Genomic DNA, 22,385 nt, shown 5'->3' with positions numbered 1-22,385 from the left:
TCCTGTGAAGAAATTTATCGAAACGATTAAGAATATCTGGAGTATTGAGGATTTGCGTAACCGCATCCTGACCACCCTGCTCCTGGTCCTCATCTACCGTGTAGGATCCTATATCGCTTTGCCTGGCATTGATGCAAACGCGCTGACCAACTTTGAGAAAAATTCTAATCAGGGTATCTTAGGTTTGGTGAACATGTTTGCGGGCGGATCGTTTTCAAGGGCCTCCATATTTGCGTTGGGTATCATGCCCTACATTTCTGCGTCAATTGCTATCCAGTTATTAACGATAGCCGTTCCGTATTTCCAGAAACTGCAGAAAGAAGGTGAAAGCGGCCGCAAAAAGATTAACCAGTTTACCCGTTATCTCACAGTAATAGTAACAGGTTTCCAGGCGAGTGCTTACGTAGCTTATCTGCGTAATCAATCCGGTGGCGCTATTATTGCTGAATATGGCACCTTTTTCTTCTGGCTCTCCACTACCGTTGTACTTACCGCAGGTACCCTGTTTGTAATGTGGCTCGGTGAAAAGATCACAGATAAAGGTATTGGTAATGGTACCTCCATCATCATCATGATGGGTATCCTTGCCCGTTTGCCACAGGCTTTAGTCGCAGAATTCTCCAGTAAAGTGAGTGGAGAAATGGGTGGCCCCATCCTTTTCCTCATTGAAATAGCTGTCTTTATCTTAATCACCGTAGGCCTGATCCTGCTCGTTCAGGGTACCAGGAAAATACCGGTGAACTATGCTAAACGTATTGTGGGCAACAAACAATATGGTGGTGTACGCCAGTTCATTCCCCTGAAGGTGAATGCTGCAGGTGTAATGCCAATCATCTTTGCCCAGGCTATCATGTTCATCCCGGCTACTGCGATAGGCTTTGCTACTTCTTCTGAAAGTGCTTCCGGCTTTATCCGCATCTTTAGTGACCACACTAATGGCTGGTATAACCTGATATACGCTGTGCTTGTTATCGTATTTACCTACTTCTATACTGCGTTGATCTTCAACCCCACTCAAATGGCGGATGAAATGAAACGTAATAACGGTTTTATTCCAGGCATTAAACCTGGTAAAGCTACTGCTGATTACATCGGCGCAGTAATGGACCGTATCACTTTGCCTGGTGCATTTTTCCTGGCATTGGTGGGTATCATGCCAGGTCTGGCTGCTGCCTTCAAGGTGAACAGTAACTTTGCTACCTTCTTTGGTGGTACTTCCCTGTTGATCATGGTAGGAGTTATCCTGGATACACTGCAACAGATTGAAAGCCAGCTCCTCATGCGCCATTACGATGGTTTGATGAGCACCGGCCGTATCAAAGGCAGAACTGCCCCGGCTAACGCATAAGTAATTGAACACGAAAGTGTTACAATAACAATAAAATAGCCACAGAAGCTTTCCCGCTTTAGTGGCTATATTATTTAGAAGCTACTAGCCGTTAGCATTTAGCTATTAGTTTTAAAAGCTAAATGCTAATCTAAAAGCTAATGGCTAACAGCTAAAAGCTGAATGTATGATTCACTATAAGACGAAGGAAGAAATAGAGCTGATGCGCAAAAGTGCCCTGCTCCTGAGTGCTGCGCTGGCAGAAGTAGCCAGAACCCTGAAACCAGGTATGAGCACACTGGATGTAGACGCAATTGCAGATAAGTTTATCGTGGAAAATGGTGCAACTCCTTCTTTCAAAAATTACAAAGGGTTCCCCAATGCCTGCTGCATTTCTGTAAATGAAGAAGTAGTGCATGGTATTCCCAATAAGTATGTGCTGAAAGACGGTGATATCCTCACCGTAGATGTAGGCGTTTACATGAATGGGTATCATTCTGATAGTGCCTATACTTTTGCTATTGGTAATGTTCCTGAAAACGTGCTCCGGCTGATGACGGCTACCAAAGCGTCCCTTTACAAAGGCATCGAAAAAGCCATTGTTGGAAACAGGATAGGTGACATCTCCTACGCAATACAGGAGTATACCGAAAAAGAACGTGGTTACGGCGTTGTAAGAGAACTGGTGGGGCATGGCCTTGGCCGCAATCTCCACGAGGATCCGCAGGTGCCTAACTACGGTAAGAGGGGAAGTGGCCCGGTAATGAAAGAAGGTTTGGTGATTGCCATCGAACCTATGATCAATCTCCGCTCCAAGGACGTTGAATACCTGGAAGATGGTTGGACCGTAGCTACCCGTGACGGCAGTCCTTCTGTTCACTTTGAACATACGGTGGCTGTTGGAAAAGGGAAGGCAGATGTATTATCTACCTACGTGGACATAGAAAGAGAAGAGAAAAATAACCCTGAATTGAACTCGAATTACTAGTTTGAGCATTTGGAATTGTCTAATACAAGAGGGGTTTTAACGGTAAAAAAGACAGGGTTTAGTATAAAAACTGGCAATAATAATAATAATCACGGTAAATTTTTCTATTTCAAAAGATAAATGCTATCTTTGCAGTCCTAAAAATTTTTATGGCAAAACAGGCACTCATTAAACAGGATGGAATTATATTAGAAGCCTTGTCGAACGCTATGTTCCGTGTAAAATTGGAAAACGGGCATGAGATCCTGGCCACCATTTCTGGAAAAATGAGAATGCACTACATCCGCATTCTGCCAGGAGATAAGGTTGGCGTAGAGATGAGCCCATACGATTTGTCAAGAGGCCGTATAATTTTCAGATACAAATAAGACGGGACAGGGTAGAGGTGATTGAAAGTACAATTTAATAAATATCATAACCTTTTATAAAGTATTAATCATGAAGGTAAGAGCTGCAATCAAAAAAAGAAGTGCGGATTGTAAAATAGTTCGTAGAAAAGGTGTTTTGTTGGTAATCAACAAAAAGAATCCTCGTTTTAAACAACGCCAGGGTTAATCGATTCCCCTAACGGAATTTGATTTTTTAATCAGAATCATAAAATCTAAAATAGAAATATGGCACGTATAGCCGGTATAGATCTTCCTAAAAATAAAAGAGGAGAAATTGGCCTCACCTATATCTTTGGTATAGGCCGTTCTACCGCCCAATATATCCTGAACAAGGCGGAAATTGATTTCAATAAAAAAGTGCGGGATTGGAATGACGATGAACAAGCTGCCATCCGTAACGTTATCAACGGTGAGTTTAAGGTAGAGGGTCAACTGCGTTCTGAAGTACAAATGAATATCAAGCGTCTGCTGGATATCGCTTGCTACCGCGGTCTGCGTCACAGGAAAGGCTTACCGGTAAGAGGTCAGCGTACACGTACCAACAGCCGTACCCGTAAAGGTAAACGTAAGACAGTGGCTGGTAAGAAAAAAGCAACTAAGAAATAATAAATAAAATCCCAGGTTGAAATCCCACATTCCGAATCAGAGGGGTTTCAATGACCGTGAGTCGTGTAAATTTGGGATCTGGAATTTCATATTTGGAATTTAAATCATTATGGCAAAAGCAAATAATACAAAAACTGCTGCTAATAAAAAGAGGGTAGTAAAAGTAGATAACTACGGAGACGTTCATATCTCCGCTAGCTTTAACAACATCATTGTTAGCATCACCAACAAGCATGGTCAGGTTATTTCCTGGTCTTCTGCTGGTAAAATGGRCTTCAGAGGTTCTAAAAAGAACACTCCATATGCAGCTCAGCTGGCTGCACAGGATGCTGCTAAAGTTGCTATGGACTCAGGTCTGAAAAGAGCAGATGTTTTTGTGAAAGGACCGGGAGCTGGTCGTGAAAGTGCTATCCGCGCTATCGCCAACTCTGGTATCGAAGTGAATATGATTAAAGACGTTACGCCTTTACCTCACAACGGTTGCCGTCCTCCTAAGAAGAGAAGAGTATAGTAATATATATTTACAATATCCAGATACCAGATTTCATTAGAAGTTTGGTATTTGGACGTTGTAATTTATTATTAGATAAATGGGTGTATGATCAGGTTTTCAGATTTTTTGAAGAGCATGCACCATTAACTAAAAAATCTAAAGTATATTTAAAACATGGCAAGGTACACAGGACCAAAGACCAAAATTTCCAGAATTTTTGGTGAACCCATTCTCGGTAATGGTAAGTATTTAAGTAAGAACAGCAACCCTCCGGGTCAGCATGGTGCAAACCGTAAACGCAAACAATTAGGCGAATACGCACTGCAGCTGAGAGAAAAACAAAAAGCAAAGTACACTTACGGTTTGCTGGAGCGTCAGTTCCGTAACCTGTTCGACGAAGCTACCCGTAGAAAAGGTGTTGCCGGTGAAGTATTGATCAAATTGCTCGAAGCCCGTCTGGATAACACTGTGTTCCGTCTGGGTATCGCACCTTCCCGTCCTGCTGCCCGTCAGCTGGTTTCTCACAAACACGTTACTGTTAACGGTGTTGTGGTTAACACTCCTTCTTTCCAACTGAAACCAGGAGACGTTATCAGCCTGAAAAATAAAACAGCAAACAATTCTGCACTGACCAGCGTTATCCGTGGAAAAAATCCAAAGTTCAGCTGGTTGGATTGGAGCGAAAAAGAAATGAAAGGTATATTCATTGCTTATCCTGAGAGAGAGAGCGTTCCTGAAAATATCAAGGAACAACTGATCGTAGAATTGTACTCTAAGTAATAAATAATTAGTCCATGGCCAAAGGTCATGGACTAACCTCATATTTAACAAATAAATCTATCACATCAATGGCAATTTTAAATTTCCAGAAACCTGATAAGATCGTATTGCAGAAGTCTACCGACTTTGAAGCTCAATTCGAATTCCGTCCATTAGAACCAGGTTATGCTGTGACAGTCGGTAATGCGTTACGTCGCGTACTGTTGTCTTCTTTGGAGGGCTATGCCATTGTGGGTATTAAAATTGAAGGAGCAGATCACGAGTTCGCTACACTGAAAGGTGTTACTGAAGACGTTACTGAGATCATTCTGAATCTGAAACAAGTTCGTTTCAAAAGGATCTCTGAGAGTGATGTAACGAACGAAAAGATCACGCTGTCGATCAAAGGTAAAACAGAATTCCGCGCAGACATGATCGAAAAAGCCACCAGCGCTTTCCAGATCATGAACCCTGAGCTGTTAATCTGCACCTTGGATCCTTCTGCCAAGCTGGATATCGAACTGACTATCGGTAAAGGCCGTGGTTATGTTCCAGCTGAGGAAAACAAACCCAAAGATGCAATATTTGGCTACATCGCGATCGACTCTATCTTTACGCCTATCAAAAACGTAAAGTACAGCATAGAAAATACACGTGTGGAGCAAAAAACTGACTATGAGAAACTCGTAATGGAGGTGATCACAGACGGTACTATCCACCCGGAAGAAGCAGTAAAACAAGCTTCCCGCATCCTGATTCAGCACCTGATGATCATTACTGATGAAAACATCAGCTTTGATACTAAAGACACTGAAAAAGAAGATGTAGTGGACGAACAAACACTGCAACTGCGTAAGATACTGAAAACACCACTGGAAGATCTCGATCTGAGCGTACGTGCATTCAACTGTCTGAAAGCAGCGAAAATCAATTCCCTCAGCGAACTGGTACAATACGAACAGGAAGAACTGATGAAGTTCAGAAACTTCGGCCAGAAATCCCTCAGCGAAATTGAACAGGTATTAGGCGAAAGAGGTCTGCACTTCGGTATGGATCTGTCTAAACTGAAACTCGAAGAAGAATAGTAAAAGTAGCTTTTAGCTGTTAGCCTCTAGCTATTAGTAATAGCGAGGATAAAAGCCAGGCATATTCAATGCTGATAGCCAATCGCTATTAGCTAATATCTAAACATACCTTGCAATTCCTGACACGGTGTAAGGGTTAAAACAAAAATGTCATGCGTCACGGAGTTAAATTAAACAAATTAAGCAGAACTGCTTCCCACCGTAAAGCCCTGATGTCGAATCTGGCTTGCGAACTGATCAGCCACAAACGTATCAACACTACACTGGCAAAGGCGAAAGCTCTCCGCGTGTACGTTGAGCCGCTGCTGACAAGAGGCAAAAGCGATACTACCCACAACCGTAGAATCGTGTTCAGCTACCTGCAGGATAAAGAAGCTATCAAAGAACTGTTCAGCACGATCAGTGAGAAAATAGCTACCCGTCCTGGAGGTTACACCCGTATCATTAAACTGGGTAAACGTCATGGGGATAACGCGGAAGTTGCAATGATTGAACTGGTAGATTTCAACGAGATCTATGGTAAATCAGAAGAAAAAGCAGCTGCTAAGAAAACCCGTCGTGCCGGTGGTGCTAAGAAGAAAGCAGAAGAAGCAACTGAAACCAAAGCTGCTGATACTGCAACAGAAGAAAAATCTGCTGAGTAATCTTATTTCAACGATACGAAAAAAGAGGGTGTCATTTTTAATGACACCCTCTTTCCGTTTTATACCATTACAATTATTTTCCTTTTGTAACAGCGATATCATCGATTGCTACATTGGCATTGCCCGTATTTTTAAAATAAATACGTACCGTCTTCATATTATTTCCATACTCCTTACCACTACGGAAGTCAATCGTTTTACGCACAAATGAGGTACTGCCCCCAGTCGTTTGCTCCGCCATCTTCTCCCGATCTCCTGTTACCAGCTTCACATTTTCGATGGACGCATACAATTGACCACGGCCGTTTTCCCAATAAGCCAGTTGATAAGGCTCATTGTTATTCAGATAAACATATTGCTCTATTTCCTGACCTGGCGCCAGTAGCAACGCGTGTTTACCACTCCGTTTTATATCAGCAGATAAGGTAGCAGTACCTTCCCAGGGAAGCAGACTTTTATTGGCTTCAAATCCAGGGTTAGGCAATTCATTATTACCAGCCAATGGCCATTGATAACCCCTGATGTAATCCACTTCCATGTCTACAGATCCGCCACCACCATAACTTCCCAGGAACATATTCATGAAATGGTTCGGAGAATAGATCTGGTGTTTATTCGTATAGGCTTTGATCAGCTGACCATTGATATAATGTTTGATACTATTGGGCGTCCAGAGGATACCATGCACTACCCAGTTGTTATCGTGCTTAAACCCTTCCGCAATATGTGTGGCCAGGTTATGAACAAATCTTCCATTGGCATCAACATGTCCATGCAATACAAACTGCGCATCCAGGTTTTCAAATACATCGATTTCAAATACCTGTCCTTTAGGCCTAATGCCAGTTGTTCCTTCCAGGGTAGTTCCTTCCTGTAAGTAATATTTTAGATCAGGGCCAGGAGAATCCAGCCAGAAGGCAGTATTAAGCCCCTGGGGGCGCCCTGTATAACTCCGCCTTACCCTTACCTCAAAATACCCACCGCGGCTGTTATCGAGCTTATTTTCATTGGTTCTCCAGTCATACGTCTGGATAGAGGAAATTTTTCTGCCATTGCCCGGGTAAAATGCTTTTGCCGGCAGGGAATCGTTGGTGAAAAGATGAATAGAGTGACCCGTAAATGTGTAGGCCGCTTCGGGCAGACTATCTCCCAGCATCGCCTGCAGATTGTCTTTCTTCAGAAAGTCGATATTGGAATAATAAACAGTGTTCCATTTATTGCGATCCAGCAATGTATCATTGAATTCATCCTGCCAGAATATTTCCATGCCTTCCGGTACAGCAGCAGAACCGGGGACATCCAGTTGCCGCCCCGCTGCGGTATCCAGCGTCCATTTGGTAGCTGTAGTTACAGCACCTTTTACGCTCCTGCTTTTCCCTTTAGCAGCAAAGGCTTCTACCCAGATATAATAGTTGGTTTTTGCAGCTATTTGCTGAATGTAAAAGCGGGTACTGTTGGGAGGAAGAATGGCGGAAGGAGCTGCAGGTTGCTGCTTAGTGGCAGACCAGTAGATATTATACCCGGTTTCATTGTCAGCATTATCTTTCCAGTCAAGCCGTATCCAGCTCCTGGTACCATATAGCTGAAGATTTGTGGGCGCAGCTGGTTGCTGTGCCCACAAATTTGAGGATATTAAAAAAAACAGACCAAACAATTGTTTCATAATCACTAGTTATATCCTTCGTTTTGTTTGATAACACCATTACTTTGGTTCACAACGGTTCTTGGTAACGGCAGCAAGGCTTTATAGGCTTGCGCAGTAGTAGATCCATCATTCACGGCACGTTGGGTGTACATGTTCCAGCGGATCAGGTCATCTTTTCTCCAACCTTCTCCCCATAATTCAAACAATCTTTCATCCTGTATTTTTGCCAGGAACTGGCTTTTGGACAAGCCGGCAGGTAAGTCGCCAAGTCCGGCTCTTTTTCTCACCGCATTAATAGCATCATATGCTTCCTGGTTAGGAGCACCGTTAGCTTCATTGATACTTTCTGCCAGCATTAACAATACATCTGCATAACGGTATATCGGGAAATCAATAGCACTATTCTGGGAGTTTGCTTTGGAAGGATCCGGTGCAAATTTCATAGGCACTGCACCCAGCTGTCCGTCTGTTCTGGCATTTTTGTAGATCACTTTACCATCTGCTGTTTTGCCTGTAGGATAACTCTCCAGCAGCACTTTTAAGCGTTTATCTTTTTTATCGAATTTATCGTAGCTGGTCCATGGCATTTTATAACCGCCCCATGCGGTCAATGGAATACCTGTTGAATCTGCGTAATCGCCGGGCAGTGAGTGAGCCAGCCACATATTGGAATACTGGTCACCACCAGTAGCGGAGCATACCACTGCAAGAATCATTTCCGTAGAGTTGCCTCCTTTACTGTTCATGTTGAAGTTATCTTCGTAGTTAGACAGCAGAGCGTAACCCATCTGGGTGATGGCTTTACCGGTAGTTACGGCATCATTCCATCTTTTTTCGTGCATGTACAACTTCATCAGTCCGGTGAGGGCTGCTGCTTTGGAAAACCGTCCGTAGTCCTGTCCGGAGAATTTGTCTGGCAGCGCATCGGCGGCTTCTTTGAAATCTTTTTCTATCTGTGCTACCGCTACTTCTTTCGTAGGTCTTGGCACATAAGGTGCATTTGGATCAGCCGCTATTTTGGCGTCTGTTACAATCGTAACAGGGCCATAGTTGAAATACAACATTTCCGCATAGTGTGCTCTCAGTGCTTTCAGCTCACCGAGATATCTCTTTTTCAGCGTTTCATCGATAGCGAGATTGCCGATATCATTTAAAGAAATAGTGATCCGCGAAATGTAAGGCATATACCGGGTATAGTTATGCGTTACCCAGTCGAAGTCCGGAGTATAGTTCAGTGCGCGGAGTGGTAACCAGTTACCTCCCCAGGCACAAACACCTTCGTCTGTTGTCATCATGGCCTGTGTACGCCATGCATAGGTGCCGGCATCCCAGCCTCCCTGCCAGTCGGCTCCACCGGCTAATCCGGTATAAGCGGCATTCACATTTGCTACGGCTCCCTGTGGAGTAGTGACTACGGAAGATAAGTCGCCATAACTTTTATATTCAAGACCTTTTTCGCATGCGGTCAAAGCAACCGCACTTGCCAGTAGCACTAACTTGAGTTGATTATATATACATTTCATGATTTCTCTGTTAATTGTTAGAATGATACGTTAACGCCAAAAACATAGCTTTTCACTAACGGATATAAGTTGTCTGGGTTCAGCTCAGGATCAAGCCCCGGATACTTCGTGATGGTAAATGGATTCTGTACATCAAATGAAAACCGGACAGCAGAAAATGTATGTTGCTTAGACAACATTTTTGAAGGAAGTGCATAGCCCAGTGTTATATTTCTGCAACGCAAGAAGGAAGCATCGGCCAACCAATAGCTGGCAGCATTTTGAAACTGGGAATAGGAACCATCTGTTAATGATGTTGGGAAATTACCGGTTGGATGCTGGAAGCTCCAGCGATTGGAGGATACCGGCATTGCATTAAAACCGAAACTGTTCATGGTATTTTCCTGCGCTCTGCCAGCCGCATATGGAGACCATTTCTTTTGTACCAACCCGGACATGAAAATGCTCAGATCAAAACCTTTGTAGGAAAACGTATTACCAATACCAAAGTTGAACCGGGGATCTGCATTACCAATTAAGGTTTTGTCAGCTGCGGTGATGGCGCCGTCAGGTCCTGTTACATTTCCTGCTGCATCAAAGCCATGCGTATCCTTTAAAATAAGACCGCCGGGAAGCATGCCGGGCATGTAAGATGGAATACCTGCTTTATCTCCTTTGTAAATGCCGATAGATTCATAACCGTATATCGGATTGAATAACGCATTTTTACCACTTGGAGCTTCATATTTATCCAAAGCAGCCAGCATCTCAGGGCTTCTCTTTACCCAGTAATTGAGATAGTGGGAGAAATTAACGTTGGTAGACCAGGTGAAGCCGCCGGGAGAAATGATATTTCTGCTTTGCAGCGCGATTTCATAGCCAGTGGACCTGGTTTGACCGGCGTTTTGGAAAACACCGTCAATAATAAATCCAGTGGGATATTTAACATATGAAATAAGATTCCGGATGTTTTTGTTGAAATAATCTACTGATCCGCTGAGCCGGTTGTTGAAAAAGGCAAAGTCCAACCCGGTATTAAATTCTCCTGCAGTTTCCCAGGTAAGATTAGGATTGGCATTGCGGACGAGTACCAGTGCAGAATTTACATTACCAGTTCCAAAGTAAGGGCTTAAACTTGTATTATAAAGCGCAAATGCAGCGGCCATCTCACTCGCCGTTCCTGTTTTACCGAAGTAGCTATTTCCTGTTTCACCGTAGCCCACTCTCAGTTTCAGGAATGACAAGGCTTTCAGGTTTTGCATAAATGACTCATCTGAAATCACCCAACCGGCTGAAACACCTGGGAAGTTCCCCCATTTTATGTTATTGGCGAAAACAGAAGCGCCGTCACGCCGAATGGATGCCTGTAAGGTGAGGTTGCCTTTGAACACATAGATAGCTCTTGCAAAATAGGAAGCCCAGACGGTTTGTGATTTACTGGAGCCAACTGATGGAGAGATTGCCTGGCCTGACTGTAAGCTATAATATTGAGATATATCTGACAGAAAATTCTGATTGGCAGCGTTGAAACCTTCCCAATCACTTTTCTGATAACTATAGCCGGCTACCGCACTGATGGAGTGTTTAGGAGAGAAGGTTTTATTATAAGACAGCGTATATTCCAGTAATTTCACTTTAGCATCGGATGCTGAGATACCTGCAGAACCATTTACTTTTGCGCCGTAACTAAAAGTTGTTGGAAAATAAGATGACCGTTTGGAATTAGAGTTATCCAGGCTGAAACGGGTAGTTGCTTTCAGGTCCGGGATAATGGCCCATTCTGCATATGCACTACTCAGTGTACGGTTGGAAACAGTTAGATCTGTAACGGTACCATATGATAGCGGGTTGGGTATATTGGAATAATAAGGGTTGAGTGGGTAGCTGCCATCTGCATTTTGCAGGGGCTGTACCGGCGCCCAGTAAATTGCTGAAGTGATAATACCGCCATTTTCATTTGCACCACCAGTAATAGTATTATTGGCGGAAGAATTAGAAAGGATAACGCTGGCGCCTATCTTAATTTTGTCGGAAACTATTTGGTCAATGCTCAAGCGACCATTATAACGCTTGTAGTCAGTTCCGATGATCACGCCTTTTTGGTCGAAATAGTTACCGGAAGCGTAATAGGTGGTTTTGCCGTTGCCTCCGGAGAGGGAGAGGTTATGTTGTTGTGTGAAGCCCGCCCTGGTAATTGCATCGGTGGCTTTTTCATGATTGCTTTGCGCAGAGTCGATCTGGCCCTTGGAATAAATAGGGCTAAAAGGTGAAACAGTGGATGGATCAATAGTTCCGTAATACGGCGCAATTTTATTGTCGCGGTACCATATTTCTTCCTTCAGTAAATTCCGTTGGGTCATGTAGTCTGCGGCACCGTATACAGGATACATTTTGTCTACACGCTGTATGCCATAGCTGCCGGTATAATCCAGCCTTGGTTTACCCGAACCGCCTTTTTTGGTAGTGATTAACACCACGCCGGCTCCTGCTCTCGCGCCATATATAGAAGCGGCACTCGCATCCTTCAATATTTCGATGGAAGCAATGTCATTAGGATTGATGAAATTTAAAGGGGATTTATCCACCCCACCAACGCCATATTTTGATCCACCTACATTACCGCTGAGCTGAGGCTGATCAGCTGCATCATTCACCGGAACGCCATCCACAACATACAGTACACCGGCATCTGCATTGGAAGGATTACTCCTGATCTGCACTTTTACGCCGGCCCCAGGTTGTCCAGTAGCCTGTGTTACCTGTACGCCGGCTGCTTTACCTTGTAAGGCCGACTGAAAGGTAGTGGTGGTACTTACATCCAGGTCCTTGCCTTTCACCGTTGTCACTGCACCTGTCAGGTTCTTTTTTGCCACAGAACCATAACCAATTACTACTACATCGGTTAAGCTATTGGTAGATTTTTTCATTGTAATATCGAGTGTGGTCTGGCCGGTATAGCTGATTTCTTTGGGCTCAAATCCTACGCAGGTCACCAATAGGATATCTCCTTTTGTCAGTTGCAGTGAGAAACCACCGTCAGTGGAAGAAATAGCTCCTTTGCTGGTACCTTTGACAACGATGCTAACGAAGGGCAGGGGATGACCTTCATCATCGAGGACTTTACCACGCACGTCAGAGAAACTGGCGATGGGGGCAGCCGGTATTTCTTTCTTCTTAATGGTAATTTCTTTGTCTTCTATTAGATAGGTGAGTGGTTGATCTGCAAAAATTAGTTTCAATGCCTCTGCCAGTGAAGTATTTGATAGCTCTACATTCACAGGTTTTGCTGCGTTCAGGTGGTCTTTTACATAAAAGAAATTGTAACCGGTTTGTGTCCGTATTTTACGTATCACAGAAGACAGCGAACCATTTTTTTCAGAAAGCGTAACCTTCTGCGCGCTGGCTGCAGCACTGAGGCTGACAAAAAGAGCAAGTAATAGCGGTGTGGCAAGTCGCATAAAAAAGATGATTTTTGAAGGCAGGCAATAGTTCGCCCTGCCCTCCTTGTCAAGAAGGCTTAATTTCATACCTTTACTTTGTTTGGTTTTAAATTAGATTGTTGATCTTTCTACTCATGAAACTCAATGCTGATTTGGCCTTACAGGTAACGTGGAAGTGCTTCCTCACTTTCACGTTTTTTTTATTCAGCAAGGGATAATTTTGGCTGTTTACTTCATAATTGACTGGAATTTAATTGTTGATTTTTTCAAAAACTGTTCACTTGCTATTTCAATATTTGTTCACATAAATTTTCTTTTGTTCTATCCTGAATTTGAGCAGACCTGCTTTTTGAATGGTATTTAAAACCTTGGAAACATTCTCGTACCGGGAGATGGTGCCTTCCATCTCATTCATCGGTATATCGCCTTCGTAAATCACTTCTACATTATACCAGCGCGCTATTTTGCGCATGATTTCATAAATATTTTCATCGTTGAATTCGAAATAGCCGTTTTTCCAGGCGATGGCAGCTTCTGTAGATACAGTGGCAATTCTTAAGGAACCATCTTTGCTGCTGATGGCTTGTTGACCTGGTGTCAGCGTTTTTTCATTGTTAATTTTAACGGCGCCCTGCAGTAAGGTTGTTTTGGCAAATGGTTCGTCCAGGTAATTGTTTATATTGAAATGTGTGCCTAATACTTTTATTTCCTGTTTGCTGGCATTTACTATGAATGGATGTGCAGGATCAGCTACCACCTCAAAATATGCTTCGCCGGTAACTTCCACTTTCCGGGCAGCCATGTTGGCAAAGGAAGTAGGGAAAGTGAGGGTGGTGGAGGCATTCAGCCATACTTTTGTACCATCTGGCAGTGTAATCTGGTATTGCTCTCCCCGTGCGGTACTTAATTTATTGTATTGAGGAGCAACAGTGCCGGTGGCTACCGGATGGTATTCCAGCGCACCATCTGCGGTTTTGGTCACTTCCGACCCGGCCTGTTCTGTTAGTTTTCCGTCCTGGCTATCTGCGAGCACAATCTTTTTTCCATTGGCCAGCGTTAAAGTGGCGGTATTTTTTCCGGAAGATATATTGTTATTGATCGCTATGGTAGCTGCAGGCGTTGGGCGGACCGCACTGCGATTGGTATATCTGTACAGATACAGGCTGCCAGCCAGTATGCCGGTGATGACTGCCGCTGCAGCAATGCGCCGGATAATGACAAATCTTCGTACCTGTCCTGTTTGTTTTTGAATATTGCGGAGCGTTTGTGCTTCTATATCCGACAGGTCGTTCAACTCCAGATCCTGTTCCTGCAAGGAATTGCACCAGGCATTGTAAACGGAGATATCTTCGTCTGTGGCGGTATTATCTGCAACGCGCGCAATGATAGCGGCTAATTGTTCATTGTTCATTAAAAGCCTTTTATATCCCTGGTTTGTATAGTAAGAGACATGAGCGAAGGCTACCCCCCAAGGAGCAGAAAAAAAATTAAAGAAAAAGAATGGAAAGAAGTCGTTTGTTGAGATCGGACCTTAATTTTTTCAGGGCAATGGTGATCTGATTTTCCACTGTTTTTTCAGAAATGCCTAATTGCGCTGCAATTTCTTTGTTGCTCAGGTGTTGCTCTCTGCTGAGTTGGAATATTTGTCGGGCGCGCTGAGGGAGGGTTTCGGTCCATTCATTAATAACCTTTTTCAGCTCTTTGGCTTCTATATCATCTTCTATGATGGTAAAGGTTTTCAATGGAACATTTGCCGAAATAATTTCAGCATGGCGCCGGGATGTTTGTATTACTCTGGCCAGCCGGTATTTAACCGAAGCGATGAGGTAACTTTTTAAAGAAGTTATTTCAAGTCTTTCCCTGTTTTCCCATATCCACACAAAAATTTCCTGGATGGCATCACTGCATTCTTCTTCACTTCTGAGAATGTTATAGGCGTAGCGGTAAAGCGTAGTAAAATACCGGAAATATACTTCGTTGAATGCATGTACTTCTCCTTTCTTTATTAAAAGAAGTAATTCATCATCACTTAGTAGTTTATAATTCCCCATATACGTATTAGCCTTCAGCGACGAATCCGGCGCTTATTACTGCGCGTGGATCTCAGTAACTCATCCGGTTCAAATTTGCTACTTTTTTTATGAATAGCCCAATAATTAAAGAGGGTTATTTATGAGCGGGGGAACTGGCGATTTTCAGTGGAAGCGCTCCTGTAATAAGTGGACGAGCTTAAGTGGCATGTTCTAAAAAATAAATCTCCCGGATATTAAATAAATATATTTCGTAATATTACACTCGTTGCACTTAATGATATTCCTATGAAATACCTGCACTGTGATAGTTGTGGACATGCCAATCCACTGAAATCCGAATACCTCACTTTCTGTGATGACTGTGGTAAAAAATTGCCGCAGACTTTTGCCGATTGGCGGAAAACGCATCCCATGGGCTCATTTTCAGAGTATACACAGCAGGTGGGCATCTCCCTGAAAGCAGATAAAACCAATGTTTTGCTCAGCTGGATGAAAAAACAGGCCCAGCCAACTAACAGGGGAAAAGTAATCCTGTTTTTTTCTCTTTTCATTGTATTGATTGCCGTTACTGGTACATTATTCGGCAAAAGGGCCATGTTTACCTTTATATACCCGAAAGTGCCGGCCAGTTCCCTGTATAATAGCTGGCAAACAGCTACCATAGGCCGGCAGGCCCTGGAAATAAGTACACCTGTGAAGTTGTGGGTGCATGACCAGCCATTGCAGGGAGAAGAAGCTAAAGTGATAGAATACGCCAAAAGCTATAGAAATGAGGATGGAGGAGGAATTCGCATAGCCGTGAATATGTTCAGCTACCAGGGTAATGTGGCAAACGACCTGGAAGCCGCCGTAGCAGCCTCGCATAGCAGTATGGAATTAAGTGAAACCGCCAGCGAAATGGATTGTAAGTCAGTACCGGTACTTATTTCCGGCATGAAAGGTATTTTGGAAGAAGGCAATTATTTATATAAAGGAGGAATCCGTTTGGCCTTCTGTAACCTGGTAATGATTAAAGGAAGCAGTCGTTGGCAGATACAGATCAATTACCGGGATGATGACCAGGTGGGCCACCAGGTGGCTCAGAGAATACTGAAGTCTGTAAAAATTAAATAACATCTCTATTTGTGGCAAAAAAAATCTGTAATTAACTGTTGCATTTCATACCTTTGCACGGTTTTTTATCCGAACCTTCAGGGCTTTTTGTACCCTTGAAGGTTTTTTTTAAAATATAAAACAAGACAGATACCAGAAATGCCTCAGACAAGAACCATCCAACCTGCCATACTGCTGTTAGACGACGGTACGGTTTTTCAGGGAAAAGCTTTTGGGAAAATTGGCACTGCTGCCGGTGAATTAGCTTTCAATACCGGTATGACGGGTTACCAGGAAGTGTTTACGGACCCTTCTTATAAAGGACAGGTACTTATAATGAACAACTGCTACATCGGGAACTACGGCACCAAAAAGGATGACGTAGAGAGCAGCAGTGTTAAGATCAATGGTTTGATCGCAAAAAATATCGCGTATAACTATTCCAGGAAGATGGCCGATGAGTCGCTGGAAAAGTTCCTGACCGATAATGAGCTGGTTGCCATTTATGATGTAGATACCCGTGCGCTCGTTTCCCACATCCGCAGCAAAGGTGCCATGAACTGCATCATTTCTTCTTCCGTTCTGGACATAGAGCAGCTGAAAGCTGAACTGGCTAAGGTTCCTTCTATGGAAGGTCTGGCTTTGTGCAAGGAAGTAACCACTCCGGAAGTATACAATGTAGGTGATCCGGCAGCGGAAATCCGTATTGCGGTACTGGACAACGGGGTGAAAAGAAATATGCTGAAATGCCTGTCTGACAAAGGTGCCTACCTGCAGGTATATCCTACTGACACTACTTTTGAAGTATGTGAGGAGTTTAAACCGCATGCCTACTTTATTTCCAATGGTCCTGGCGATCCGGCTCCGCTGACATATGCAGTGGAAACGGTAAAGCAGATACTGGCTGCAGAAAGACCAATGTTTGGTATCTGCCTGGGTCATCAGCTGCTGGCACTGGCCAATGGTATTCCTACTTACAAAATGCACCATGGTCACCGCGGATTGAATCATCCGGTAAAGAACCTGAAAACCGGTCTTTGCGAAATCACCACCCAGAACCATGGGTTTGCAGTAGATCCTACCGCAGTTGCAGCCAGTGAAAATGTGGAAGTAACCCACATTAACCTGAATGATAATTCTGTAGAAGGTATCCGTATCAAAAATAAACCAGCATTCAGCGTACAGTATCATCCGGAATCAACACCTGGTCCGTTCGATAGCCGTTACCTGTTTGATGACTTTTTTGAGATGATTAAGCAGCATAAGGCTTAAAGTAAAAAGCAAAAAGCTATAAAAGCGAATGACCGAAGCGATTATAATATCCGCTTCGGTCATTCGCTTTTATAGCTTTTTGCCTTCCGCTTTATGCTTTTTAAAAAATGGACGGTCCCGAAGAATCGGGACCGTTGCATTTTAAAATTCCACGTTATGAAAACAAACGAAATAACGATAACACATGGTGTTAGTTTTTCCGCCCGTTTTATTACATAACAATATTATAGAAAAAAGGTAAATGGGAAAGCGAATATTTTCAGATTATTTATAAAGCAAATGGGGATTTTGCCTGTTTTTCGGAAGAAACGAATAAAAAGGGCAAAAAAATACGGCTCTGTGATCAGAGCCGTTTGCCTTTATAAATTCCACGTTATGAAAAACTGATACAAAAATACGATATTTTGCTAAAACGTTTTAGTTAATCTTTGAGTTTTACAGAAGAGTGATAATTCTTCTTTGTATAACGATTCAAAGGTCGGACCAAATAAACAGTCTAAGAAATAAAGCAGGTTAAATTTTTCTTAAACAAGTTTAGATTTTGCTGTTCATCGTATCTGTAAATATTTTTATAATTTGATTTTTTTTGTCGTTGTTGTTATTTATGTATCAAATATACGAAACAAAACATGAAAATTCCAAGCACTTGGTGTTAAATAATTGCATTTTTCTATAAAAAAACAAATATTAAATTATTTATAATATGTTTCATGTCTATTTTATTGAATTTTACACCTCACCCCGCTAGGAAAAATTATTTGGAAATTTTACCCGGATATACCTCCAGTGCTTTTTCCAGGCAGACCATTGCATGACTAATGTCCGTTGTATTTAATACATAAGCTAAGCGGACTTCATTTTTACCCAGTCCCGGTGTCGCATAAAACCCGGTGGCCGGCGCCATCATCACGGTCTGGCCCTCATGATTGAAGGATTCCAGCATCCACTGACAGAATTTATCGGAATCATCGATAGGCAATCTTGCCATGGCATAGAAAGCACCACCCGGATTTGGACAGTATACGCCCGGAATCTCGTTCAGCATCTTCACCAGGATATCTCTGCGACTCAGGTATTCCGCTTTGATACCATCAAAATAGTCAGCCGGCAGGTCTACTGCTGCTTCACCTGCAATCTGTGCAAAGGAAGGAGGGCTCAGACGGGCCTGGGCAAACTTCATGGTAGCATCCAGTACTGACTGGTTTTTGGTGACAAATGCACCTATACGGCCCCCACAGGCACTGTATCTTTTAGAAATGGTATCCATGAGGATCACATTATCTTCCATCCCTTCCAGGTTCATGGCAGAGAAATGCTGGCCAGTGTAGCAAAACTCACGGTAAGCCTCATCAGAAAACAGGAACAGGTTATATTTCAGGCACAGCTGCTTCAGTACTTCCATTTCTTCCTTACTATATAAATAACCGGTAGGGTTATTAGGATTACAGATAAGGATCGCTTTGGTCCGTGGAGTAATGGCTTTTTCAAAATCAGCCATCGCGGGTAACGCAAAGCCGGTTTCAATACTGGCTGTGATTGTTTTAATTTTTACTTCTGCTTCTACCGCAAAACCATTGTAGTTGGCATAAAATGGTTCCGGAACGATTACTTCGTCTCCCGGATCCAGGCAGGCCATAAATGCAAATACAATGGCTTCAGAGCCACCGGTAGTTACAATGATCTGGTTATGATTAAGAGAGATGTTGAATCTTTCGTAATAGGTAACCAGTTTACGGCGGTAACTTTCATTTCCCGCACTGTGGCTGTATTCCAGGATTTTGAAATCGGAATGACGCACCGCATCCAAAACAGGCTTTGGTGTTTCAATATCCGGCTGACCGATGTTCAGGTGAAATACCTTCACACCTCTTTTCTTGGCTGCTTCGGCAAATGGGACAAGCTTTCTGATGGGAGACGGCGGCATTTGCTCACCTCTCTGGCTAATGGTAGGCATAAAATTGTTTTGATTCTTGGTGTGCAAAGATAGGGGATCGTATGGGCAACAAAAAACCTTACAGCACATTGTGCTGTAAGGTCTTAGTATGTTTAAAGTGTGGAGTATTACTTGTTGTTGGAACCAACTGTACCTGTCAGGTGCAGTTCCTTATCCTGATCCACGCCTCTGAACTTAACCCAGATGGTTTTATTCTGTTGACCTACACCGTTAGCGCTGTATGTCGCAGTAACTTTACCTTTTTTACCAGGCAGAATAGGCTCCTGTGTCCATTTAGGAGTAGTGCAACCGCAGCTTGCGCGGGCAGCTTCAATCAGAATTGGTTCTTTGGAAATGTTGGTAAATTCGAAATCAGCGGTTACTGGTTTGTTTAACTCAGTTTTGCCAAAATCTACCGTTTCTTTCACAAACTTAACTTTAGTATCGGGAGTGCTCTGTGTCGGTGTGGTCTGAGCCCACAGCGCTGTAGTCAGCAGCATGCTCGCAAACAGGGATAAGATAAACTTTTTCATTTTCATATGATGGTTTTAAAGCGACCGGTTAAAAAATATTGATATCTTTCTTGGCTAGAACAAATTTACGGCCAAAAAGCATTATAAACCTTACAATTTATTAAATTCTTATTAAAAAAAATCAGATTATTTTAAATGAAGGTTTCCGTTCGTTTTTCTACTGTATAATTAACCTTACTTTTGTACTTTAACCATGAGGCATGATAGAAAATAACGAACTAGCTATGAATTTAGAAAGCCGGTTATCATTCGAAGAGTTCCGTAAGGAAGTGCTAAATGATTACAGGTTGGCCTGTGATAGCAGGGAAATTAGTCTGCTGGCCCGTAAGGAAGTGCTTACAGGTAAGGCAAAGTTTGGCATTTTTGGAGATGGAAAGGAAGTGGCGCAGATAGCAATGTCAAAATACTTTCAGCCAGGGGACTTCCGTTCCGGTTATTACCGCGACCAAACTGTTGCATTTGCTACAGGTATCGCAACTCCCGAACAATTTTTTTCGCAGTTATATGCAGATCCTGATCTGGAAAACGATCCTTTTTCAGGTGGCCGCCAGATGAATTCCCATTTTGCTACACCCAACCTCGGTAAGGATGGCAACTGGCTCAATCTGACCGAAATGAAAAACTCTGCTGCGGATATGGCGCCTACAGCCGGCCAGATGCCCCGTGCACTGGGATTGGCATATGCCTCCAAAATGTTCCGTGAAGTAGAAGGATTACATCAATATAAAGGGCTCTCTAACAACGGCAGTGAAATATGTTTCGCTACTATCGGTGACGCCTCTACATCTGAAGGGCATTTCTGGGAAACCATGAATGCTGCGGGTGTATTGCAGGTACCCCTGGCCGTATTTGTATGGGATGATGGTTATGGTATTTCCGTACCCCGTAAATACCAGACAACGAAAAACTCTATCAGCGCCGCCCTGGAAGGATTCCGTAAAACGGAAGATTCCAACGGTTTTGATATCTATAATGTAAAGGGCTGGGATTATGCCGGCATGTGTGAAGTGTTTGAAGCGGCTATCCGCAAGATCCGTGAAACACATATCCCTGCGCTGTTTCACGTAGAAGAGATTACGCAGCCGCAAGGTCACTCCACCAGCGGTTCTCACGAACGTTACAAAAGCAAGGAACGTCTTTCCTGGGAAAGAGAATTTGACTGCAACGTTAAAATGCGTTCCTGGATCATTGAAAATGCTTTATGTGAAGAAGAAGCATTGCTCGCCGTGGAAGCAGAAGCAAAAGTAAAAGCACAGGAAGCCCGCAAAAACGCCTGGGATAAATATGTATCACCTATCAAGGAACATGTTCAATCGTTTATTGCACTGGCCACTCCGCTTGCCACCACTGCCGGCGCAGATGCCAATATGATCAACCTGGCTATCCGCGATCTGCAGAATAACCGTGAACCAGTTCGCCGCGATATTTTAAAAGCATCTGCTATCATCCTGTTGAAACATAAGCACCTGAAATCAGATGCCAACATACAGGCATTGCAGCAGTTTTATGATACCTATCTGCAGGAACAAAAAGATACTTACAATACTTATTTACATGCTACCGGTGTAAACTCTGCACTGAATGTTCCTGTTGTTCCAGCTGCCTACGAAGCAGACGGCATCACAGTGAACGGCTACGAAATACTGAATAAATATTTTGATCAGCTGATTACCAACAACCCTAAAGTATTTGCTTTTGGAGAAGATGTTGGTAAAATAGGTGACGTAAACCAGGGCTTCGCAGGTTTGCAACAGARACATGGTAAAGATCGTATAGCCGACACCGGTATACGCGAACTCACCATCATGGGACAAGGTATTGGTATGGCATTACGTGGCCTTCGCCCGATTGCTGAAATACAATATCTCGACTACCTGTTGTATGGCTTACAACCTCTCAGCGATGATGTGGCGTCCCTGCAATACCGCACCAAAGGCATCATGCATTGCCCGATCATTGTGCGCACCCGTGGCCACCGCCTGGAAGGTATCTGGCACAGTGGTTCTCCAATGGGCATGATCATTAATGCACTCCGCGGTATGTACGTATGTGTGCCCCGTAACATGGTGCAGGCAGCAGGTATGTACAACACACTCCTGCAGGCAAATGAACCAGCGCTCGTAATAGAATCTTTAAACGGTTATCGTTTGAAAGAAAAATTGCCGGCTAACCTGGAAACTTACACCGTACCATTAGGCATCCCGGAAATACTGCACGAAGGAACAGATGTAACCATTGTTACCTACGGTTCTATGACGCGTATTGTAGAAGAAGCCATGGTAACATTAAGCGAAGTGGGCGTTTCCTGTGAACTAATCGATGTGCAGACATTGCTGCCTTTCGATATCAACCACAGCATTGTGGAGTCACTGAAGAAAACCAACCGCATCCTCTTTATTGATGAAGATGTACCAAGTGGTGGTACCGCTTATATGTTCCAGCAGGTGATAGAAACCCAGGGTGGTTACCGCTTCCTGGATGTAGCCCCCCGCACCATGAGTGCACAGGCGCATCGCCCGGCATATGGTTCTGATGGAGATTATTTCTCTAAACCAAACACAGAAGAAGTAGTAAAGGTAGTAATGGAGATGATGCAGGAATAGCATCTGACTAAAATAATACGAAGCCGGTTTCTGATAAAGGA

General features: G+C 43.3%; 19 protein-coding genes. 12 read left to right on the top strand and 7 right to left on the bottom strand.

Annotated features, from left to right (window positions below; translation table 11 throughout):
* The first annotated feature begins 4 nt into the window (after positions 1-4).
* The 9 genes from secY to rplQ all read left to right on the top strand — a co-directional run bounded on the left by secY (position 5) and on the right by rplQ (position 6,291).
* Positions 5-1,348, top strand: a complete 1,344-nt coding sequence (gene secY, locus AB4Z08_RS04775; RefSeq protein ID WP_133808659.1) for a preprotein translocase subunit SecY — start codon at positions 5-7, stop codon at positions 1,346-1,348.
* A gap of 166 nt (positions 1,349-1,514) precedes the next feature.
* Positions 1,515-2,315 carry a type I methionyl aminopeptidase gene (gene map, locus AB4Z08_RS04770; RefSeq protein WP_441572606.1) on the top strand — a complete coding sequence of 267 codons (801 nt, stop codon included), beginning with the start codon at positions 1,515-1,517 and terminating at the stop codon, positions 2,313-2,315.
* A gap of 149 nt (positions 2,316-2,464) precedes the next feature.
* On the top strand, positions 2,465-2,683 hold the full coding sequence (gene infA, locus AB4Z08_RS04765) for a translation initiation factor IF-1 (RefSeq protein WP_012789309.1): 219 nt from the start codon (positions 2,465-2,467) through the stop codon (positions 2,681-2,683).
* A gap of 70 nt (positions 2,684-2,753) precedes the next feature.
* Positions 2,754-2,870 carry a 50S ribosomal protein L36 gene (gene rpmJ / locus AB4Z08_RS04760; RefSeq protein WP_073083232.1) on the top strand — a complete coding sequence of 39 codons (117 nt, stop codon included), beginning with the start codon at positions 2,754-2,756 and terminating at the stop codon, positions 2,868-2,870.
* A 59-nt stretch (positions 2,871-2,929) separates the two neighbouring features.
* The gene (rpsM, locus tag AB4Z08_RS04755) at positions 2,930-3,310 is read left to right on the top strand and encodes a 30S ribosomal protein S13 (RefSeq protein ID WP_106527861.1); all 381 of its coding nucleotides are present in this window, start codon (positions 2,930-2,932) and stop codon (positions 3,308-3,310) included.
* Positions 3,311-3,419: 109 nt separating this feature from the next.
* Positions 3,420-3,821 (top strand): 30S ribosomal protein S11, encoded by a 402-nt coding sequence (gene rpsK, locus AB4Z08_RS04750; RefSeq protein ID WP_441572605.1) that lies wholly within the window; start codon positions 3,420-3,422, stop codon positions 3,819-3,821.
* A gap of 156 nt (positions 3,822-3,977) precedes the next feature.
* Positions 3,978-4,583 carry a 30S ribosomal protein S4 gene (gene rpsD / locus AB4Z08_RS04745; protein WP_106528791.1) on the top strand — a complete coding sequence of 202 codons (606 nt, stop codon included), beginning with the start codon at positions 3,978-3,980 and terminating at the stop codon, positions 4,581-4,583.
* Positions 4,584-4,651: 68 nt separating this feature from the next.
* Positions 4,652-5,647 (top strand): DNA-directed RNA polymerase subunit alpha, encoded by a 996-nt coding sequence (locus tag AB4Z08_RS04740; RefSeq protein ID WP_331969494.1) that lies wholly within the window; start codon positions 4,652-4,654, stop codon positions 5,645-5,647.
* 152 nt (positions 5,648-5,799) lie between these two features.
* On the top strand, positions 5,800-6,291 hold the full coding sequence (gene rplQ / locus AB4Z08_RS04735) for a 50S ribosomal protein L17 (RefSeq protein ID WP_441572604.1): 492 nt from the start codon (positions 5,800-5,802) through the stop codon (positions 6,289-6,291).
* Between the two features lie 73 nt (positions 6,292-6,364).
* Here the strand turns inward: rplQ and AB4Z08_RS04730 are convergent, their stop codons facing one another.
* From AB4Z08_RS04730 to AB4Z08_RS04710, 5 genes are all read right to left on the bottom strand, one after another.
* Positions 6,365-7,954 carry a family 16 glycosylhydrolase gene (locus AB4Z08_RS04730; RefSeq protein WP_441572603.1) on the bottom strand — a complete coding sequence of 530 codons (1,590 nt, stop codon included), beginning with the start codon at positions 7,952-7,954 and terminating at the stop codon, positions 6,365-6,367.
* 5 nt (positions 7,955-7,959) lie between these two features.
* Positions 7,960-9,459, bottom strand: coding sequence for a RagB/SusD family nutrient uptake outer membrane protein (locus AB4Z08_RS04725; protein ID WP_441572602.1), 1,500 nt, complete (start codon positions 9,457-9,459; stop codon positions 7,960-7,962).
* Positions 9,460-9,476: 17 nt separating this feature from the next.
* Entirely contained in the window at positions 9,477-12,965 is a 3,489-nt protein-coding gene (locus tag AB4Z08_RS04720) for a TonB-dependent receptor (RefSeq protein WP_441572601.1), read from the bottom strand.
* A 202-nt stretch (positions 12,966-13,167) separates the two neighbouring features.
* Complete coding sequence (locus tag AB4Z08_RS04715) at positions 13,168-14,289, bottom strand: FecR family protein (RefSeq protein ID WP_441572600.1); 1,122 nt, start codon at positions 14,287-14,289, stop codon at positions 13,168-13,170.
* Between the two features lie 76 nt (positions 14,290-14,365).
* Complete coding sequence (locus AB4Z08_RS04710; protein ID WP_441572599.1) at positions 14,366-14,929, bottom strand: RNA polymerase sigma-70 factor; 564 nt, start codon at positions 14,927-14,929, stop codon at positions 14,366-14,368.
* Positions 14,930-15,196: 267 nt separating this feature from the next.
* On the opposite strand from AB4Z08_RS04710, the gene AB4Z08_RS04705 reads away from it, so the two are divergent.
* A complete protein-coding gene (locus AB4Z08_RS04705; protein ID WP_441572598.1) occupies positions 15,197-16,024 on the top strand; it encodes a hypothetical protein in 828 nt (275 codons plus the stop codon).
* A 138-nt stretch (positions 16,025-16,162) separates the two neighbouring features.
* A complete protein-coding gene (gene carA / locus AB4Z08_RS04700) occupies positions 16,163-17,275 on the top strand; it encodes a glutamine-hydrolyzing carbamoyl-phosphate synthase small subunit (RefSeq protein ID WP_441572597.1) in 1,113 nt (370 codons plus the stop codon).
* 754 nt (positions 17,276-18,029) lie between these two features.
* On the opposite strand, the gene AB4Z08_RS04695 is transcribed toward carA, so the two are convergent.
* Entirely contained in the window at positions 18,030-19,229 is a 1,200-nt protein-coding gene (locus AB4Z08_RS04695; RefSeq protein ID WP_441572596.1) for a pyridoxal phosphate-dependent aminotransferase, read from the bottom strand.
* Positions 19,230-19,336: 107 nt separating this feature from the next.
* Positions 19,337-19,741: a DUF1573 domain-containing protein gene (locus tag AB4Z08_RS04690; RefSeq protein ID WP_441572595.1), complete on the bottom strand. Its 405-nt coding sequence runs from the start codon at positions 19,739-19,741 to the stop codon at positions 19,337-19,339.
* Between the two features lie 224 nt (positions 19,742-19,965).
* Here AB4Z08_RS04690 and AB4Z08_RS04685 point away from each other — a divergent pair, with 224 nt between their 5' ends.
* Positions 19,966-22,344, top strand: a complete 2,379-nt coding sequence (locus AB4Z08_RS04685) for an alpha-ketoacid dehydrogenase subunit alpha/beta (RefSeq protein WP_441572594.1) — start codon at positions 19,966-19,968, stop codon at positions 22,342-22,344.
* The last annotated feature ends 41 nt before the right edge of the window (positions 22,345-22,385 follow it).

It is taken from the genome of Chitinophaga sp. RAB17 (assembly GCF_052114225.1).
Taxonomy (GTDB): Bacteria; Bacteroidota; Bacteroidia; order Chitinophagales; family Chitinophagaceae; genus Chitinophaga.
The sequence above is the reverse complement of the archived record's forward strand: the minus strand, read 5'-3'. Positions and strand labels throughout refer to the sequence as shown.

Bases quoted from the DNA above. Each gene is read 5' to 3' on its own strand.
- map (WP_441572606.1), top strand. From the start codon at position 1,515: ATGATTCACTATAAGACGAAGGAAGAAATAGAGCTGATGCGCAAAAGT.
- infA (WP_012789309.1), top strand. From the start codon at position 2,465: ATGGCAAAACAGGCACTCATTAAACAGGATGGAATTATATTAGAAGCC.
- rpmJ (WP_073083232.1), top strand. From the start codon at position 2,754: ATGAAGGTAAGAGCTGCAATCAAAAAAAGAAGTGCGGATTGTAAAATA.
- rpsM (WP_106527861.1), top strand. From the start codon at position 2,930: ATGGCACGTATAGCCGGTATAGATCTTCCTAAAAATAAAAGAGGAGAA.
- rpsD (WP_106528791.1), top strand. From the start codon at position 3,978: ATGGCAAGGTACACAGGACCAAAGACCAAAATTTCCAGAATTTTTGGT.
- AB4Z08_RS04740 (WP_331969494.1), top strand. From the start codon at position 4,652: ATGGCAATTTTAAATTTCCAGAAACCTGATAAGATCGTATTGCAGAAG.
- rplQ (WP_441572604.1), top strand. From the start codon at position 5,800: ATGCGTCACGGAGTTAAATTAAACAAATTAAGCAGAACTGCTTCCCAC.
- AB4Z08_RS04730 (WP_441572603.1), bottom strand. From the start codon at position 7,954: ATGAAACAATTGTTTGGTCTGTTTTTTTTAATATCCTCAAATTTGTGG.
- AB4Z08_RS04725 (WP_441572602.1), bottom strand. From the start codon at position 9,459: ATGAAATGTATATATAATCAACTCAAGTTAGTGCTACTGGCAAGTGCG.
- AB4Z08_RS04720 (WP_441572601.1), bottom strand. From the start codon at position 12,965: ATGAAATTAAGCCTTCTTGACAAGGAGGGCAGGGCGAACTATTGCCTG.
- AB4Z08_RS04715 (WP_441572600.1), bottom strand. From the start codon at position 14,289: ATGAACAATGAACAATTAGCCGCTATCATTGCGCGCGTTGCAGATAAT.
- AB4Z08_RS04710 (WP_441572599.1), bottom strand. From the start codon at position 14,929: ATGGGGAATTATAAACTACTAAGTGATGATGAATTACTTCTTTTAATA.
- AB4Z08_RS04705 (WP_441572598.1), top strand. From the start codon at position 15,197: ATGAAATACCTGCACTGTGATAGTTGTGGACATGCCAATCCACTGAAA.
- carA (WP_441572597.1), top strand. From the start codon at position 16,163: ATGCCTCAGACAAGAACCATCCAACCTGCCATACTGCTGTTAGACGAC.
- AB4Z08_RS04695 (WP_441572596.1), bottom strand. From the start codon at position 19,229: ATGCCTACCATTAGCCAGAGAGGTGAGCAAATGCCGCCGTCTCCCATC.
- AB4Z08_RS04690 (WP_441572595.1), bottom strand. From the start codon at position 19,741: ATGAAAAAGTTTATCTTATCCCTGTTTGCGAGCATGCTGCTGACTACA.